The sequence below is a fragment of the Mastigocoleus sp. MO_188.B34 genome (genome assembly GCF_030065675.1).
Lineage (GTDB): Bacteria > Cyanobacteriota > Cyanobacteriia > Cyanobacteriales > Nostocaceae > Mastigocoleus.
In genome coordinates, this window is record NZ_JASJDK010000001.1 from 76618 (window position 1) to 91846 (window position 15229).

The following is a 15229-nucleotide window of genomic DNA, read 5'->3' on the forward strand; positions in this document are numbered from 1 at the left end:
ATGCTTCAAGCCGATTTTTATTCACTTTCTGTGGCAGATGAACGACGGCGACGGCGACGTTTGATACCGGTACTGCTAGATGCACTAATAACCTCAGGTTCTTGTTCTGGTTCTGGTTCTGCTTTTGGTTTTGAAGCAATTACTGGAGTTACCTCTGCTGTACTACTTTCTTCCAATTCAACTTTTGCAGGTGCTGGGGTTTCTACTTCATCGGAATTTATTACAGGTTTTGGCGCAATGATAGGTTCTGGGCTTTCTGATGTTGCTGTAGAACCTTGTCCGGGCTGGGTTACATTGATAATTACAGACTTGGGATTTTTTACTTCACGATTTAAAAGTACTAAAGGCGATACTCCCATCAGCGCATAAACATCTTGTTCTTCTGATGACATTTCCACAGAAACAATTTCTGGTGGTTCGACGACTGATTTAACAGATTCTATTTTGCTTACTCTGTTACGTTCGATGCGATCGCCCCAACCGGCTTTACCAAAACTAGCTTCTGAAGCTAATTCTGCATCCATATCCATATCTTGGTCATTAGCCAAAATCAGGGAGTTATTATTAAGACGCGGTTCTTCTTTACCATTAGTGCCATTAACACCATTGCGACGGCGACGGACGCGACGTTTACTACTATCACCAAGTTCGTGATAGCTCGGGTGATTTACTAAATTCAGTGCTGCTAACTCAGATTCGTTATCAAATCCGTCATTGAAACCTTCATAAGATTCCCGTGGTTCGTTAATGCGAGCAGCAGGTAATCGGGGTTCTTTATGGGGTAAGGAAACAAAACGCTCTGGTGGTGCTTCTGTTGGAGTTACAATCTCTGGAGCTTCAGTTTCTCCGGGAAGCCTGACAATGTGCCCTAAACCACCGCATGTAGAACAGGTTTTACCAAATAATTCATAAATATTTTGCCCTTGACGCTTACGGGTAAGTTCTACTAAACCCAGTTCTGTAAGCTGAGCAATTTGGGGACGGGCTTTGTCTGCTTTGAGTGCTTTGTTAAAATGCTCTAAAACATGCAACTGGTCGCGCCGCGATTCCATATCAATAAAATCAACAACAATTACACCAGCAATATTGCGCAAGCGTAATTGACGAGCAATTTCCGTCGCAGCTTCACAATTAGTCCATAAAACTGTTTCCCTTGCCGTTGCGGAACGGGTAAAGGAACCAGAGTTGACATCTATTACTGTTAATGCTTCTGTTGGCTCAATAATTACATAACCGCCAGAAGGTAAATCTACTCTTGGTCTCAGAGCTTCTTTAACTGCAGCATTAATACGGAAATATTCTAATATATCGCTGCGATCACGGTGGTGATCGATTAACAAACCCTGTGGTGTTTGTCCCCCACTCCAATTTTGTAAGTATTGTTTGACTCGTTTTAACCCAGTACTTGAGTCAACCACAATTCGGTTCACATCGGCACCGTACATATCCCGCAGTACTCTTTGGATAAAATCATCATCTCGGTTGAGTAATGCTGGAGCGCGGGTAGATTGAGCTTCTTGCTGAATGGTTTCCCATTGTCTTTGCAAAGATTCCAAATCTTCAATAATCGCTTCTTCTGGTTTACCTTCTGCTTCAGTTCGTACTAGCAAACCCATTCCAGCAGGTTTAATCAAAATTGCTAGCGCTCGCAAACGGTTGCGTTCATTTTCATTTTTAATTCGACGAGATAAATTTACACCACGTCCATAGGGCATGAGAACAACATAACGTCCGGGTAAGGTGATATTTCCCGTCAACCTTGGACCTTTGGTTCCAGTTGGTTCTTTCATTACCTGCACTGGAACTTTTTGCTGTGGTGCCAACAATTCCGTAATTGCAGCCGAACTGCGCTTCAGTCTTAATGGTCCAAGGTCGGTTACGTGAATAAAACCGTTACGTTCTGGGTCGCCTATATTTACAAAGGCTGCATCTATCCCAGGTAATACATTTTCTACTACGCCTAAGTAAATATCACCAATTTGGTGATGACCTGTAGCAACAACCAATTCTTGTATTTGGTCTTCAGAAAATACAGCAGCAATCTGATGCTGTTCGGCGATAATAATTTGTTTTGTCATTCAATTCCCTCAAAAATTGGCAGCACAAATAGACATGGGGGTTGATTGTTCGAGTTCGCCCTTACAAGCCTGGTTCTGCTGGTAGTAAAAATTACACTTTTTTGCTTTCGATTTTGGCAAGCGGTTGACGTCGTCTTGACGCTTACACGCTTGATTATTCCACAACGGCTGCATAAAATTTTCTAAGCAATTAAATACCCGTCCGTGGTTAATTTTTGATTAAATGCTCTTTCCAATCCTTGGCTAGAGCTTTCCACTGTTGTTTGAAAAAGCATATACTCGGAGAAATAATTAGAGAAGCCGACCCAGTCGCTTGTTTGGTTGCTGATTCACTCGTAGCTATTTTTAAAGAGTGTTTGTCAATCTGCTTCAAGTTTCCTGGGGTCAAATCCGGGAATTTGCACTCTAATATTTTGCTTCCGTATCCTGAATATCAGGTTAGTGAATCAGCTTACTCAATGCAGCGCCAGAAAATTTCTCTTCATATCATTCTAACGCAACCTTGTCAAAAATCAATTATCTGCTTATGCACTGCTTGAGGGCAACCTAGTTCCAATTGCCCTCAGTAAGCTTTAAACCGCTAAAACTAGCCGATTGCGGTGAATATGTAGCAGTTGAAATTCTTCGGAAGCTACTTGCTCTAGCATAAACAAGATTTGGTTGGGACGCAACATTGTGCCATCGTTACGCCATTTTCCTAAATAGCGTAAAACTGCTGTTGAATCACCGAAGTTACTATTCTCTGGGATTAATTCTAATTCCAATAAGCGTTCGCACAGATTTACCAAGTAAGTTTTGCCTGATTTAGTTGTTTGTTCCCATAATATTTCGTCCTTATTGTTAATAATGTCAACCCAATTTTGCCATTGTGTAACATTTGGCTGTGTATTGAGAGCAGCTATTGTTATGTGATACTCAGCAGATTCTAAAACTTGGGCTGCTTTCTCGGATTTTACATCCAGTTCGATAATTTTATATACCGGAATGTTTGCAGGTAATATTTGAGTTAGTTTTTGACGAAATACTTCTACATCAATTGCTTCAGTTAACTCAAAATCAACAATTTCGCCGCTACTTGTGACACCCAAAGGTAAAGCATTAGCGGGAGAAATTCTAGGTTGTGGGTTATACCCGCCAGTAAAAGATATGGGTAATTTGGCACGTCTCACGGTTCGGTCAAGTAATCGCATTAAATCTAGGTGACCAATCAACGCCATATCATCTTTCTTACCAAACCAAACTCGTAATTTTTGAGCTTTGGTTGTATTTGGTACAAAATCACCGGAAAATTTTGGAATTGGTGGTGCCTCAATCGCAATATTATGACCAAATTCGGGACTGCAAACACCGCAATGGGAACAACCATCAAAGGAACAATCTGGTACTGTAATAGCTTCTAAGGCACGTTGTAAGTCCTCCTTAAGCCATCTTTTATCAATTCCCGTATCCATGTGGTCCCAAGGTAAAGGTGCGTCAAGCCGACTGTCAGCATCTTTACCTTCCCCTTCCATTACATTCCATTCACCATTTTCGACTTGGCGATACTTCCAATCCAATCCGGATTCAGCAATGGCTTTTCCCCAAGCGGCAAAAGCTTTATCAAGACTCTCATACCAAGAGTCCATACCTGCTCCTAACTCCCAAGCGCGCCTCACAACAGGAGCTAAGGAGCGATCGCCTCGACCAATGAAATCTTCCATGGCTGAAATTCGCACGTCGGTAAAGTTGACCTTTACTCCTTTCATGCGGCGAAATTCTTGCCTCAGGATTTCTTGTTTGCGTTTAAACTCAGAAGTAGAAACCGAATGCCATTGAAATGGCGTATGGGGTTTAGGAGTAAAATTAGAGACAGTCAAATTAAACGAAAGTGTTTTTCTACCCTTAGCCCAGCATTCTCTCCTGAGCCATCTTACTGTTTCAGCTATACCCAGGACATCAACATCTGTTTCTCCAGGCAAACCAATCATAAAATAAAGCTTAATTTTATCCCAACCTTGTTCCCAGGCTGTTTTAATACCCCTGAGCAATTCTTCGTTGGTTAAGCCTTTATTAACAATGTCACGCATCCTTTGGGTTCCTGCTTCCGGAGCAAAAGTTAGTCCCCCTTGTCGGGTACCGCCAAGAATGCGAGCAATATTTTCGTCAAATCTATCAACCCTTTGAGATGGAAGAGAAAGAGAAATATTTTCATCTTTAAGACGATTTCTAATTTCCGTCCCTACCGCAGGTAAGGACAAATAATCAGAACAACTCAGGGACAACAGAGAAAATTCTCTGTGACCTGTTTGGTGCATTCCCTTTTCAATCGCATCAACTACTTTATCTGGTTCTACATCCCTTGCAGGTCGAGTAAGCATTCCAGGCTGACAAAAGCGACAACCACGGGTACAACCACGACGAATTTCAATAATCAAGCGTTCGTGGACTGTTTCTACATAAGGAACCAGTCCAATTGAGTAAGCCGGTATTGGAGTTGCAACACGGCGGATAATTCGCTTTGGTACGTCCGGGCGTTTAGGAGCAACTGACCCGTCAGCATTCATTTCGTAGAACTGCGGAACGTAGACGCCAGGAACTTGTACTAAATCTAACAGTAATTCTTCGCGGCTAATTTTAGCTCTTTTACCTTCTTCTAAAATCAAGCCGATTTCTGGTAATAATTCTTCACCATCTCCCAAGGCAAAGAAATCAAAAAAGTCGGCGTAGGGCTCGGGGTTAGATGTTGCGGTTTGTCCACCTGCAAATATCAAGGGGAAACCACTTTCATGATTTCTTTCTTCCCATGTTAACGGGATTCCCGCCAAATCTAACATTTCTAAAATATTTGTCGCTCCCAGTTCATAACTGAGACTAAAGCCGAGAATATCAAATTCCTTTAAATCCCGTTTTGATTCGACAGCAAACAAAGGTGTATTCGTGCTTCGCAATTTACCCGCCAGGTCTTTCCCTGGTAGGTAAGAGCGATCGCACAACTGCCGAGGCTGGGAATTTATGATGTTATACAGGATGATGTGACCCAAATTGGATGCACCGACTTCATAAACTTCTGGGTAGGTTAAAACCCAGCGAATTTTAGCTTCATCCCAAGGTTTGTGTACTGACCCAAGCTCGTTACCTAAATAGCGAGCTGGCTTCGCAATATCCGGTGTAATTAATTTTTCTACTGCAACAGACACTGTGCTAATCTGCGTGCTAACTTACAGCTAATCACTACCAACCTTAGCATTTATTAAGTGTCTGAAGATATGAAATCAGTTAAATTCCAGAGTTTTTTTTATTTTGGGTGTTGATATTTACACAACTTTTTTGCACAACGGCGCAAATATCATTGTGATATCTGTGAATTATGCACTGAATAATATTTTTTGGTTTTCAAAAATTTCGAATACTCGATCTAATTGAGTAAGTTCAAAAATAATTTTGATAGATGGAGATACACAGCATAAACCCAAACGCTTTCCCAAATTTTGAGCTAACTTAAGTGCAGATACCAATGACATTAATCCAGAACTATCTAGTAGTTCCACTTTTTCTAGATTTACCAGCAAGATTTGATTTTTATCTTGCCTTAAAGCTGTTGTCAAGTCACGCTCAAATTCCAAAGCGTTAACAGCATTTAAATTATCTTGAGGCTTAATAATTGCAACTGTGGTATGGCTAAGTACTGCTTGCATTGTAATTCCTATCAGAGGCGTCAAAAAAACAGGTTAGATGTATTTGACCATAATCTTTTTATGTTCACATCGACCATTCGTCTTACACCTCTTTGCGGAATCTTTATTAGTCTAATGGCTCTGTTTAAAGATTGTTATAATTCTCGCACCAAAAGTATTGTCGTATACTTTTTATTAGATTTTTGTTAAAAGAATTTAAATGATTAGGTGTAACATATTATCCTAGTTAAGCAAAAGGCTAAGCAAAGGTTAAATAAGCTTAAAATCTTTTACTGTCAAGGATAAATCATAATTGCAAGAATCTAAGTATTACAAGTATATTCTTCTTGTTTGTGATTCATGTCACTACTTTATCGAGATCTCGATCGCGCTTTGTACTGAGGTAATACTTGGATAATTAGTATTAAATACACTTTACTTATTTTTTATGGAAACTAAATACGCCATTCGTCAGCTAGTTGCTAGAGCCTTAGATATCAAAAAATTAACCCTAGAAATTGAAAATGAAATTAACTTGGAACTGACTACTCGCGGTTATATTTCTGACGTAGACTACGAAGCCTTAGAGCTATTAATGGCAGAGATGGATGCTGGTAGAATAGCTCTATGTAGAAGTATTTAAGGAAGATTTAGATGAATTTAAATCATCCAAATCTAATTGCAGTCCTGGAAAAATTATTAAAGTATATTTTGGGATAACATATATACCAAAGATGCAATGGTTATGATGCAATGTGAATTATTTTCTCAGTAAATATATTTATGAGAGTATTCTATAAAAATAGTTAAATGCTTACAGTCTAAAGAATTTATAATGTTGATTATACTAGTTTAATTTTTATTTCATCAATTTGATTTTTTATTTAAAAATATAAAACCTAATAAATTTTTAAAATATTATTTTGTTTTAAATTGACAAAAAATAATAATTTGATTTTAGATTTATACGTAATATATATTTTCGTTATATTTACAGCTAGGGGTCTGTAACTGTAGTGAAAGGTCAATTAGATAATCATTTTTCCGCAGACAGATTTGTATTTTTCTGACTTTGCCAAACACGATGAATGAATTCGTTGAGTTTTTGTTTACCAATACTAGCAGCTATTTCACTCTTTGATCCTTCTTGGGAAACTTGACAGATCGAACTGATGACTTCCACATCCAAGGCGGGATGAAATAGGCTGATAGACCACAGTAGGTCAAAAGCTTCTTGGAGATTAGTTATCTGTGGCTCCTCATCACCAGATTTTCCTTCTAAAAACAAGGGACGTACCCAACATAGCTGACGGGAAACAACAACTTGAATGACCTCTGCATACAGACGAGTATCACCTTCCTGTAAATATACAATTTGTCCCGCTTGAAATTTTTGGGTCATATTACTCATAAATATCGCTTTTAAATATCGCTTTCTTAAATATCACTCGAAAATACTAATAATTTTAGATAAGTTAAGTAAGGTGTTTGAGTAAAAATAAAAAAGATTATATTTGCCATAGCACAAAAATCTGTTAGCGTTTTAGTGTTAGTAACCGCCTTATACTTTTTGTTTTAGAAATTTTTGTTTGCGTGTGTGTGTTTAGAAGCAAATTTCAAGGTGATAATATTCTGGTCTTCAGGCTAGGGTATACGGGGAAAATACAATTACATCAATTATGTTCTGATTGGTGAAGATAGTGTGTCTGAATAATCCTTACTTTAGGTCAGGGAATATGAAAATACAAACAATTTTCAAGACAGTGAGTAGGTATTGTTAAAACAAACTTCATAGTTAATATGTTATAAGATAAGTTGAGAAGTGTTAAGTAACCATAAAGCATTAGCCTTTTTGTCGTATATCTACCGAAAAAAAAGTAAAGAGCCGTGTCAGTCGAAACTATAGAAAAGCGTTCTACGTCGAGAAAGATAGCACCTCGGTATCGCGTTCTGCTTCACAATGATCCATTTAATACAATGGAATATGTGGTTCAAGTGCTGTTAACAACGGTACCAAGTCTTACTCAACCACAAGCAGTGAGCATAATGATGGAAGCTCATACAAGTGGTGTAGCCTTGGTAATCACTTGTGCCCTAGAGCATGCAGAATTTTACAGTGAGACTTTAAAAGAACGTGGTTTAACTAGTACGATCGAGCCGGAAGATTAACACTTGGTTACTCGGGATTGCGAAACTGTAATAACTTAGTTGGCGTCAAGCTAAAACGTGCCAGAAAATAATCATCAATAACTAATCGTTAATATTTATTGATTTCGTTATTATTAGTTTTTGCGATCGCTGTAACTTGTCATGAAAAAATACTTTGCAATTTTAGCCCAGCGTTCTTTCGGAATCCGACTGGGTGCGTTTATTTTATTTCTATGTTTGCCGTGGTTGCCATATGCAGCATTAATTTATTTTTTTGTTGATGATACTAACCTGCAAACGATTTTAACAATGGTGCCCTTGGCAATTTGGTTTTTTCTGTTTTTGCCTATTTGGGGTAAATACGTTCGGCAACAAAAACATATATTTAAGTATTATGGTTTAGAGTTTAGTCGCCGTAATGGTGTTGAGTTATTACGGGGTTTGGCTATTGGACTAATAAATATTTTAGTTTTATTTTCTTTGCAAGGGATAATGGGTTGGTTGGTATGGCAACAACCCTCTGTTTTTTCGCTAAAACTTATTTTAGAAGGATCGCTTACTGGTTTGGGGGTAGCGTTTGCAGAAGAACTATTTTTTCGCGGGTTTATATATGATGAACTCCAGAGAGACTATAAACCTTCAGTAGTGCTTTGGAGTAGTTCTTTTATATTTGCTGTTGCTCATTTTATTAAACCTCTTGCGGAAGTAATCCAAAGTTCGCCACAATTTTTAGGTTTACTTTTGTTAAGTTTGGCTTCTGCTTTTGCAAAACAAAGTTCTCGGGGACGCCTCGGTTTATCAATAGGGATTCATGGAGGTTTAGTTTGGGGCTATTACATTGTTGATGTTGGCAAACTAATTGAATACTCTGGTTCAGTACCAATATGGGTTACAGGTGTTAATAATAATCCTTTGGCAGGAATTATGGGTTTAATAGGTTTGACGATTTTGACTTTTTGGATGAGGATGGGCGATCGCTCAAAGCTCTCAAATTTTTAAGTTTTTAGCTTGAGCTTGATAAGAAACTGACTGCAGGTCATCTTTTGGTCGCCATAGGCGCGGTCTGTTTTGTTAGCATAGCGTGCTATCTTTTGACTTTTTAATTTACAGAAGTACTAATATAACCCCATTGGGAACCTATTTTGACCCACGCAAGTTTTACTTTTTGGTCAATACCCAATCTATCAACTGTAAAATCAGTGGCATGATCAAATTGGGGTTTTATAACTACTTGACCGGTAGTATCAATGTATCCCCATTTATCATTTATGTTCACCCGTGCTAACCCTTGAGAGAAAATGCCAACATCGTCAAATTGAGGTGGAATGACCATTTGACCTGTTTTAGTAATATAGCCATATTTGCTTTCTTTCCATATGTAGGCTAAACCTTCAGAAAATATTCCCGCATCCTGAAAAACTGGCTCGATCGCAAACTTACCAGTTTTATCAATATAACCCCAATGACGGTTGATACTGGCTAAGGCTAAGCCCTCAGAAAACTTCCATGCTTGAGTAAATTTAGGTTGAACAATTAACTTACCACTGCGATCTATATAACCCCATTTATTACCTAATTTAACTTCTGCCATGCCTTCGGAGAAGTAAGAAGCTTGATTAAATTTGGGAAGAATAATAAATTTACCACTCTTATCGATATAACCCCATTTCCGATCTAGTTTGACTGGGGCTAATGCTTGTCTGTTTGCAGCTTTTGCCTGATTATCTACAGCAAAAGACATTGCAGCTTTAAACTTGGGCTTAATAACTATTTTACCAAATCTATTGATATAGCCCCATTTATCACCATTACTAATTTTTGCTAAACCCTGAGAAAATTCTCCAGCAGAGTCAAATTGTGGTTTGATTACGACCTGACCATTTTTATTGATGTAACCCCACTTATCACCAATACTTACCCGAGCTAATCCTTCAGAAAATTCTTCTGCAGCTTCAAATAGTGGTTTGATCGCTACCCGACCGTTTTTGTCAATATACCCTTTTCGGTAACCAATGTATACTGATGCCAAACCTTCAGAAAAACTACCAACATACTTAAACTTAGGTTGAATTCTATAAGTAAAATTACTAGTGTTTTCAATAACTCTATTTTTTAGTTTGAGAATACGTAAGTTCTCAGGTGATAAAGTTTCAGATTGGACTAATTTAACTGGCAATAAAGTTAACCAGCTAAGGGTTACAGTGCTAGTAGCGATAAACAACTTTAGCTGTTTACATATAGTCTGGGATTTCACACGGGGTAGGACAGCCATAAACCTATTTGTATCAAATTTTCTCGATTCTTTTTAAACCTGTCTTCAGCAAGGATAGCAGCTTTAACAGAAACCTTTGGACTTTAACTACTTGCATCTGCTCATCATATCTATGCCACTTTTCTTCCAGGTATAATTACGCTTTTTCTTCCATATATGTTCCCTGAAATTCTTCATGAAAGAAAATTAAGCTTTTATCAAGTCAGATATCAAGTTTGATAAATAATATGTCTGTTACTGTAGTTTTGAATTTAAACATTAAAAACCCTCAAAAATGGAAAAATATTACATAATTTACCGTTTTTGAAGGTTTTTAAAATTATTTAATAACTATAATCAATGATTTTGAAGAGAGAACTTAAGAAATATGTTTTGTTGCAATAGTTCCAGCCAAACAAGCTCCATTGAAATTAACTCCCTTAAGGTTTGTACCTTCCAATTCTGCACAGAGTAAATTTGCCCCTGTAAGGTTTGCGCCTGCAAGGTTAGCTTTACGTAAATCAGTTTCTTCCAAATTTGCTTCTCCCAGTAGAGCTCCTTGTAAATCTGCACCACTTAAATCTGCACCTTTAAGGTTAGCTGCTGTCAGATTAGCTCCTCGCAGGTCTGCACCTCGCAAATCAACACCTTGTAGATTGACGTTCATTAAGTTTGTACCGCTTAAAAAAGCTCCGGTTAAAGAAACATCATTGAGCCTCGCTCCCATAAAATTGGCCCCCCGCAAATTACTACCGCGCAAGTCCGCACTAGTTAAATCCGCTTGCATCAAATTAGCTCCCATAAAATTAGCTCGCAAATTTGCTTGGTGTAAATTTGCGCCCATTAAATTTGCACCTTCTAGATGTCCACCTTCAAGATTAGAATTGGTTAAATTTACACCAACAAGGTTTGCACCAGCTAAATTGATTCGGTTTAAGTCTAATTGCGATAAATCTTCATCTTCTAAATTTACTCCGGGGAGTTGCTTTAATTGACCAGATTTAATTGCTTCTATATTCATTTTTTATTAATTGACTTTGATTGAGTGCTTAATTGGGTTTTACCACAAGCTACTAGATTTGAAAGTTGAAAGTTTTTGATAAGTTATATTACCTGCACTCGAAATGATAGCAAGGTTAACCTTGGATCAAAAATTAAGTCAGATCAGAATGTGAAAATTCCTGCAACACAACACTCCCTTTACTGAGTGCAAGGTAAATATCCAACATAAGATACTAACTCCCAAGAAGGAGAAGTCAAAATATGATTTGCGGTCACACTAGAGCCTGCGGCGTTGGCAGTAACCTCTAGCTAGAGCCTACGGCGATGGCAGATCCGTTAACAACAATATTAAACTGTTAATTAACCCCTCGCGACGAACTAAGCTAACACATTTTCTGGGTTTGTCAGTTGAAGAACTAAATCAAAGCCTAAATTAAATTAAATTAAATTAAATTAAATACAAAGCACTTCAATCAAATTTTGTTGATTCTAATTTGTTGTTCGCTAACTTGATCGTCGCTACCAGTTTTAGAATCGGTTAACCACATTCCCGAACTAAACTTCGGTGTATTGACAGGTAATTCTAGTCCTTGCTGTAAACCCATTACCAAGAGACTTAAAGCATCAACCAATTTGGGGTCGAAGCGGTAAGATTGTTGCTCCCTACATTCCTCCAAGGCTTGTGTAAAAACTTGTTCTCTGTTTTGTCCAGAATTTTTTTTCTGATTCACTCGGTATTGGAAATCTGAAACTAGAGCTAAAATTCTGGATTCTAAAGGAATTTCATCCCCTGTTAATCTTGCAGGTTCTCCAGAACCATCCCACCATTCTGTTTGATGAGTAATTATTTGGGCGATCGCACGCAATCTCGGCATTTTACGTAAGGCTTGTGCTCCCGGTATCAACGGACAAGTTAAAGGAGTGCTAGGTGCATCTTCCTGGTAACGAATGTTACCTCCAGGAGTCAGAATGCTTTGACTTCTTTGTAATGGGTCTATACGGTGCAACCAAGCTGCAAGTCTTAATCGCTTAATTTGCCATGCTGGTAGTTCTAGAATTTGAGCCAAGGTTTCTGCAAGGGAAACGACCTCTGTTGCAGCCATTGGATTATTAATATCAGCCCGATCCATTAATTGCGCCATGCGCAAAAATGCCTGAATTTCGTTGGAAATTAAATTACTGTCCAAGGCTTCATGACGTAAAGCCGTGGGTATATCAAGTTTTTCTTGCCCAGTTTGCAAATAGTCTACAACGCGAGAAACCACCGTTGCATATTCTTCTGGGGTCGCTACTGCTGTTTTAATTTGCTTCTGAGCTTGTAGAAGTTTTTGCTCAAGTTGGGGATTGTAATTGCCGATATGCTTAATGGCTAAATCTGCTGTTTGCTTAACCAATGTTGGTTCAAATGTCCACAAACCATAGAATTTCCGTTCTACATCTGATTCCGGTCGTCCTCCCGCTCCATAATCTTCTAGCGATAATTCTTGACACAGAACCATTGCTGTGTAGTTCGGCGATAGGATAATTAAGTGCCATTCTTGGGCAACAGGATCGGATGAATTTAAAGGAACAAGATCCACATTGGGTAATTTACTGGTTGGATGTTCTGTCCAAACTGCATCTGGCGCTGCCATAATCGCAATATGACTGGAACACTTTGCCATCTCTGCATATCTTTCGGCTTCTTCGAGATACCATTTACCTTGTTGAAAGGCTGTAATAACTATTGGCGAACTCTCATCGGATAAAATATGATCTTCAAGGGCATGACACAAAGAAACAAGAGTATTTTTGTAATATACTCCCAGCTTTAATGATGTTTTTTGATGGCGATGAGCCGTTTCTAGTTGGTCGAGAATTGAGCCTTTTAACATAGGGTATGGTAAATCAACTTGAAGTAAAGAAACTTTTTAGAAATTTAAATATTTTAGAAATCTAAATATTTTAGAAATCTAAATATTTTAGAAATTTAAATAAAAGTAACTATATTAGAAAAAAAAATTAAAAGTCTTCTCATAATAATTTAGTTTACTGCCATACCAATGATTTTTGTTACATACTACAATAATGTTTTTATATTCACTCGGGACTTAAATACCTAATTCTGTGTCGGCGCTCTGTATCTTTATGATTTTATTTTCTAATTTCCATCATAGATAAACCAACCATAAAGACACAGGAGCACTTTGAAGGTTTTCACCTAACTTATGGGATAGTTACGCAAGGAAGAATTAAGATATTTTTGCTAGTTGTTTGGGTTTTGATTGTTGCTCGATTGGTGCTGTTAATGCTTCTTCCAATGGCGCACAACCCAGTTTAGCTTCCAAAATATTCATAACTTCCCGCCCAAAATCATTGGGGTTTTCCCGCATAGCTTGCAAGCAGACTTTGCCGAAGAATGAGCCGAGTGGTTCGGGGTTCCATAATAATTTTCTCGCAGTCCACGGTAATAGCAGCATAGGATTATAACCTGGTTTGAGAATATCTTCCTTAAAGGCGTATTCTTCCAAGTGGGTATGGGGTTGTAGTCCAATGAAGAAAATTGCGGGTTCGACTTTATCCGCACCAAAAATTCGTTCGAGTTCCCGATGATAAGCTATGGTTTGGCGAATTGTTTCGATGCGTTCGTCAATGACGTTAAAGGAGTAGTTAACAGAAACTAAATCATTGAAACCAGCAGCTTTCAGATCCCGACAGTTTTGTAAAACAGTTCTTAGGTTATAACCCATACGCATTTTCCTGACTAACTCTTGGGAACCACTGGTAATACCGATTTCAAAATAGTTCATTCCGGTTTTTACCATCAATTCGCACAATTTAGGGGTCAAGTTATCAGCACGAATATATGCTGCCCAATGAATGTCCGTCATTCCCGAATCGACAATTTTTTGTAACAGTTCTACTGCGTCGTCGATAAATCTTTTTGCTGGGATAAATTGAGCGTCGGTAAACCAGAAATTGCGAATCCCCCGATCGTATAGTTGACGCATTTCTGCAACAACTTCATCTGCAGGATTAATACGTACTTGTTTCCCTTCCACCACTGTATAAACGCAGTAGCAACAGTTATGGGGACAACCACGCTTAGTTTGTACGCCAATGTAGAAGTCGCTTTCTTGCAGATAATAATTAAAGTCTGGCCAAATACTTTCGATATATTCGTAATTACAAGCTGTTTTTTCTAGAGCAGTTGGTGCTTCATGAATTAATCGTTGACGTGGTTGATTTTCTCCTACTACATAGCAGCGTTCGTCACTAAAGTCTTGACCGCTAAGGAGTTTTTCGAGCAGTGCTTCCCCTTCACCAACGGAAACTATCGAACCTTTGGGCAGGCTTTTATTCAATTGCTCATAATATATGCTTACCGCACCACCACCAACGATAACGCGGACATCTTTGTTATATTGCTGAGCGCGCTTTAAACCGCGTTTAATCAAACTCTGGTTTTGCCAAAGTTCCGTGTAAAAACTTTTGAGCATTTGTAAACCCCCCAATGCACCGTGCAATTTCACTAAGGGATTTTTGGCATAGAAAATCTCAAAAGAATACTGTAATGGATTGCCACCTCGTCCGCCTACAGGAGCAAAAATGTGAATATCTCGCCAAGAATAGATTAGTAAAGATGGCTTAAACTCATCAATACAATTTTCCAAAGCAGAAGCATAATCTAAAGGTGGTATTGTTCCCAAATCGAAGATTCGCTGTTCGATTCCGGGAAATAATTTGTGTACGTGGTCTGCAAGGTAGACGACCCCAATTGGGAAAATGGGATTACATGGGAGACGGACGTAGAGAATTCGACAATCCATAGCGAGTTCTTTGATTTTCATCTTGCCTTGATTTAACAGTTTTTGGAATAAAGATTTAGAAAAAAGTTAATCAGCTTTGATTATCGGTAGTCTTTTAATCGATAGCTGTAGATGATTAGAAAATTAGTAAGTTTTATTAAAATTGTTTAAGTCATGAAAATCAGTCATCAACCTTAAAAACACGAGAAGAAATTTGTTTTCTTATTTTGCTTTTGTGATAAGCAGCTAGATATCAAACCAAGTCTCAAATAAGTAAATATGCTTATCAAGATTTTCTCATAGAAGACA

The 15229-nt window shown here is 38.2% G+C and carries 11 protein-coding genes; 3 read left to right on the plus strand and 8 right to left on the minus strand.

The window, feature by feature from the left end; translation table 11 throughout:
* Positions 1 to 17: 17 nt before the first annotated feature.
* The 3 genes from QNJ50_RS00295 to QNJ50_RS00305 form a co-directional block, all read right to left on the minus strand.
* Entirely contained in the window at positions 18 to 2078 is a 2061-nt protein-coding gene (locus QNJ50_RS00295) for an Rne/Rng family ribonuclease (RefSeq protein ID WP_300630842.1), read from the minus strand.
* A 572-nt stretch (positions 2079 to 2650) separates the two neighbouring features.
* On the minus strand, positions 2651 to 5254 hold the full coding sequence (locus QNJ50_RS00300; protein WP_300630845.1) for a TIGR03960 family B12-binding radical SAM protein: 2604 nt from the start codon (positions 5252 to 5254) through the stop codon (positions 2651 to 2653).
* A gap of 168 nt (positions 5255 to 5422) precedes the next feature.
* On the minus strand, positions 5423 to 5752 hold the full coding sequence (locus tag QNJ50_RS00305; RefSeq protein ID WP_300630848.1) for an STAS domain-containing protein: 330 nt from the start codon (positions 5750 to 5752) through the stop codon (positions 5423 to 5425).
* A gap of 427 nt (positions 5753 to 6179) precedes the next feature.
* Here QNJ50_RS00305 and QNJ50_RS00310 point away from each other — a divergent pair, with 427 nt between their 5' ends.
* A complete protein-coding gene (locus QNJ50_RS00310; protein WP_027840938.1) occupies positions 6180 to 6374 on the plus strand; it encodes a hypothetical protein in 195 nt (64 codons plus the stop codon).
* Between the two features lie 393 nt (positions 6375 to 6767).
* On the opposite strand, the gene QNJ50_RS00315 is transcribed toward QNJ50_RS00310, so the two are convergent.
* The gene (locus QNJ50_RS00315; RefSeq protein WP_300630853.1) at positions 6768 to 7142 is read right to left on the minus strand and encodes a hypothetical protein; all 375 of its coding nucleotides are present in this window, start codon (positions 7140 to 7142) and stop codon (positions 6768 to 6770) included.
* Positions 7143 to 7618: 476 nt separating this feature from the next.
* Between QNJ50_RS00315 and clpS the strand changes: the two genes are divergently transcribed.
* Both clpS and QNJ50_RS00325 read left to right on the plus strand, forming a co-directional pair.
* Positions 7619 to 7900, plus strand: a complete 282-nt coding sequence (gene clpS, locus QNJ50_RS00320) for an ATP-dependent Clp protease adapter ClpS (RefSeq protein WP_300630856.1) — start codon at positions 7619 to 7621, stop codon at positions 7898 to 7900.
* A 141-nt stretch (positions 7901 to 8041) separates the two neighbouring features.
* Positions 8042 to 8878 (plus strand): type II CAAX endopeptidase family protein, encoded by an 837-nt coding sequence (locus QNJ50_RS00325; RefSeq protein WP_300630858.1) that lies wholly within the window; start codon positions 8042 to 8044, stop codon positions 8876 to 8878.
* Between the two features lie 100 nt (positions 8879 to 8978).
* Here the strand turns inward: QNJ50_RS00325 and QNJ50_RS00330 are convergent, their stop codons facing one another.
* The 4 genes from QNJ50_RS00330 to QNJ50_RS00345 form a co-directional block, all read right to left on the minus strand.
* Positions 8979 to 10151, minus strand: coding sequence for a WG repeat-containing protein (locus tag QNJ50_RS00330; protein WP_300630860.1), 1173 nt, complete (start codon positions 10149 to 10151; stop codon positions 8979 to 8981).
* Positions 10152 to 10509: 358 nt separating this feature from the next.
* The gene (locus QNJ50_RS00335) at positions 10510 to 11151 is read right to left on the minus strand and encodes a pentapeptide repeat-containing protein (protein ID WP_300630862.1); all 642 of its coding nucleotides are present in this window, start codon (positions 11149 to 11151) and stop codon (positions 10510 to 10512) included.
* Between the two features lie 454 nt (positions 11152 to 11605).
* Positions 11606 to 13006, minus strand: coding sequence for a DICT sensory domain-containing protein (locus tag QNJ50_RS00340; protein ID WP_300630864.1), 1401 nt, complete (start codon positions 13004 to 13006; stop codon positions 11606 to 11608).
* 357 nt (positions 13007 to 13363) lie between these two features.
* A complete protein-coding gene (locus QNJ50_RS00345; protein ID WP_300630866.1) occupies positions 13364 to 14962 on the minus strand; it encodes a photosystem II high light acclimation radical SAM protein in 1599 nt (532 codons plus the stop codon).
* Between the last annotated feature and the right edge of the window lie 267 nt (positions 14963 to 15229).

Excerpts from the sequence above, each read along its gene's own strand:
- QNJ50_RS00305 (WP_300630848.1), bottom strand. The coding sequence starts at position 5,752 with ATGCAAGCAGTACTTAGCCATACCACAGTTGCAATTATTAAGCCTCAA.
- QNJ50_RS00345 (WP_300630866.1), bottom strand. The coding sequence starts at position 14,962 with ATGAAAATCAAAGAACTCGCTATGGATTGTCGAATTCTCTACGTCCGT.
- QNJ50_RS00315 (WP_300630853.1), bottom strand. The coding sequence starts at position 7,142 with ATGAGTAATATGACCCAAAAATTTCAAGCGGGACAAATTGTATATTTA.
- QNJ50_RS00335 (WP_300630862.1), bottom strand. The coding sequence starts at position 11,151 with ATGAATATAGAAGCAATTAAATCTGGTCAATTAAAGCAACTCCCCGGA.
- QNJ50_RS00330 (WP_300630860.1), bottom strand. The coding sequence starts at position 10,151 with ATGGCTGTCCTACCCCGTGTGAAATCCCAGACTATATGTAAACAGCTA.
- QNJ50_RS00310 (WP_027840938.1), top strand. The coding sequence starts at position 6,180 with ATGGAAACTAAATACGCCATTCGTCAGCTAGTTGCTAGAGCCTTAGAT.
- QNJ50_RS00295 (WP_300630842.1), bottom strand. The coding sequence starts at position 2,078 with ATGACAAAACAAATTATTATCGCCGAACAGCATCAGATTGCTGCTGTA.
- QNJ50_RS00325 (WP_300630858.1), top strand. The coding sequence starts at position 8,042 with ATGAAAAAATACTTTGCAATTTTAGCCCAGCGTTCTTTCGGAATCCGA.
- QNJ50_RS00340 (WP_300630864.1), bottom strand. The coding sequence starts at position 13,006 with ATGTTAAAAGGCTCAATTCTCGACCAACTAGAAACGGCTCATCGCCAT.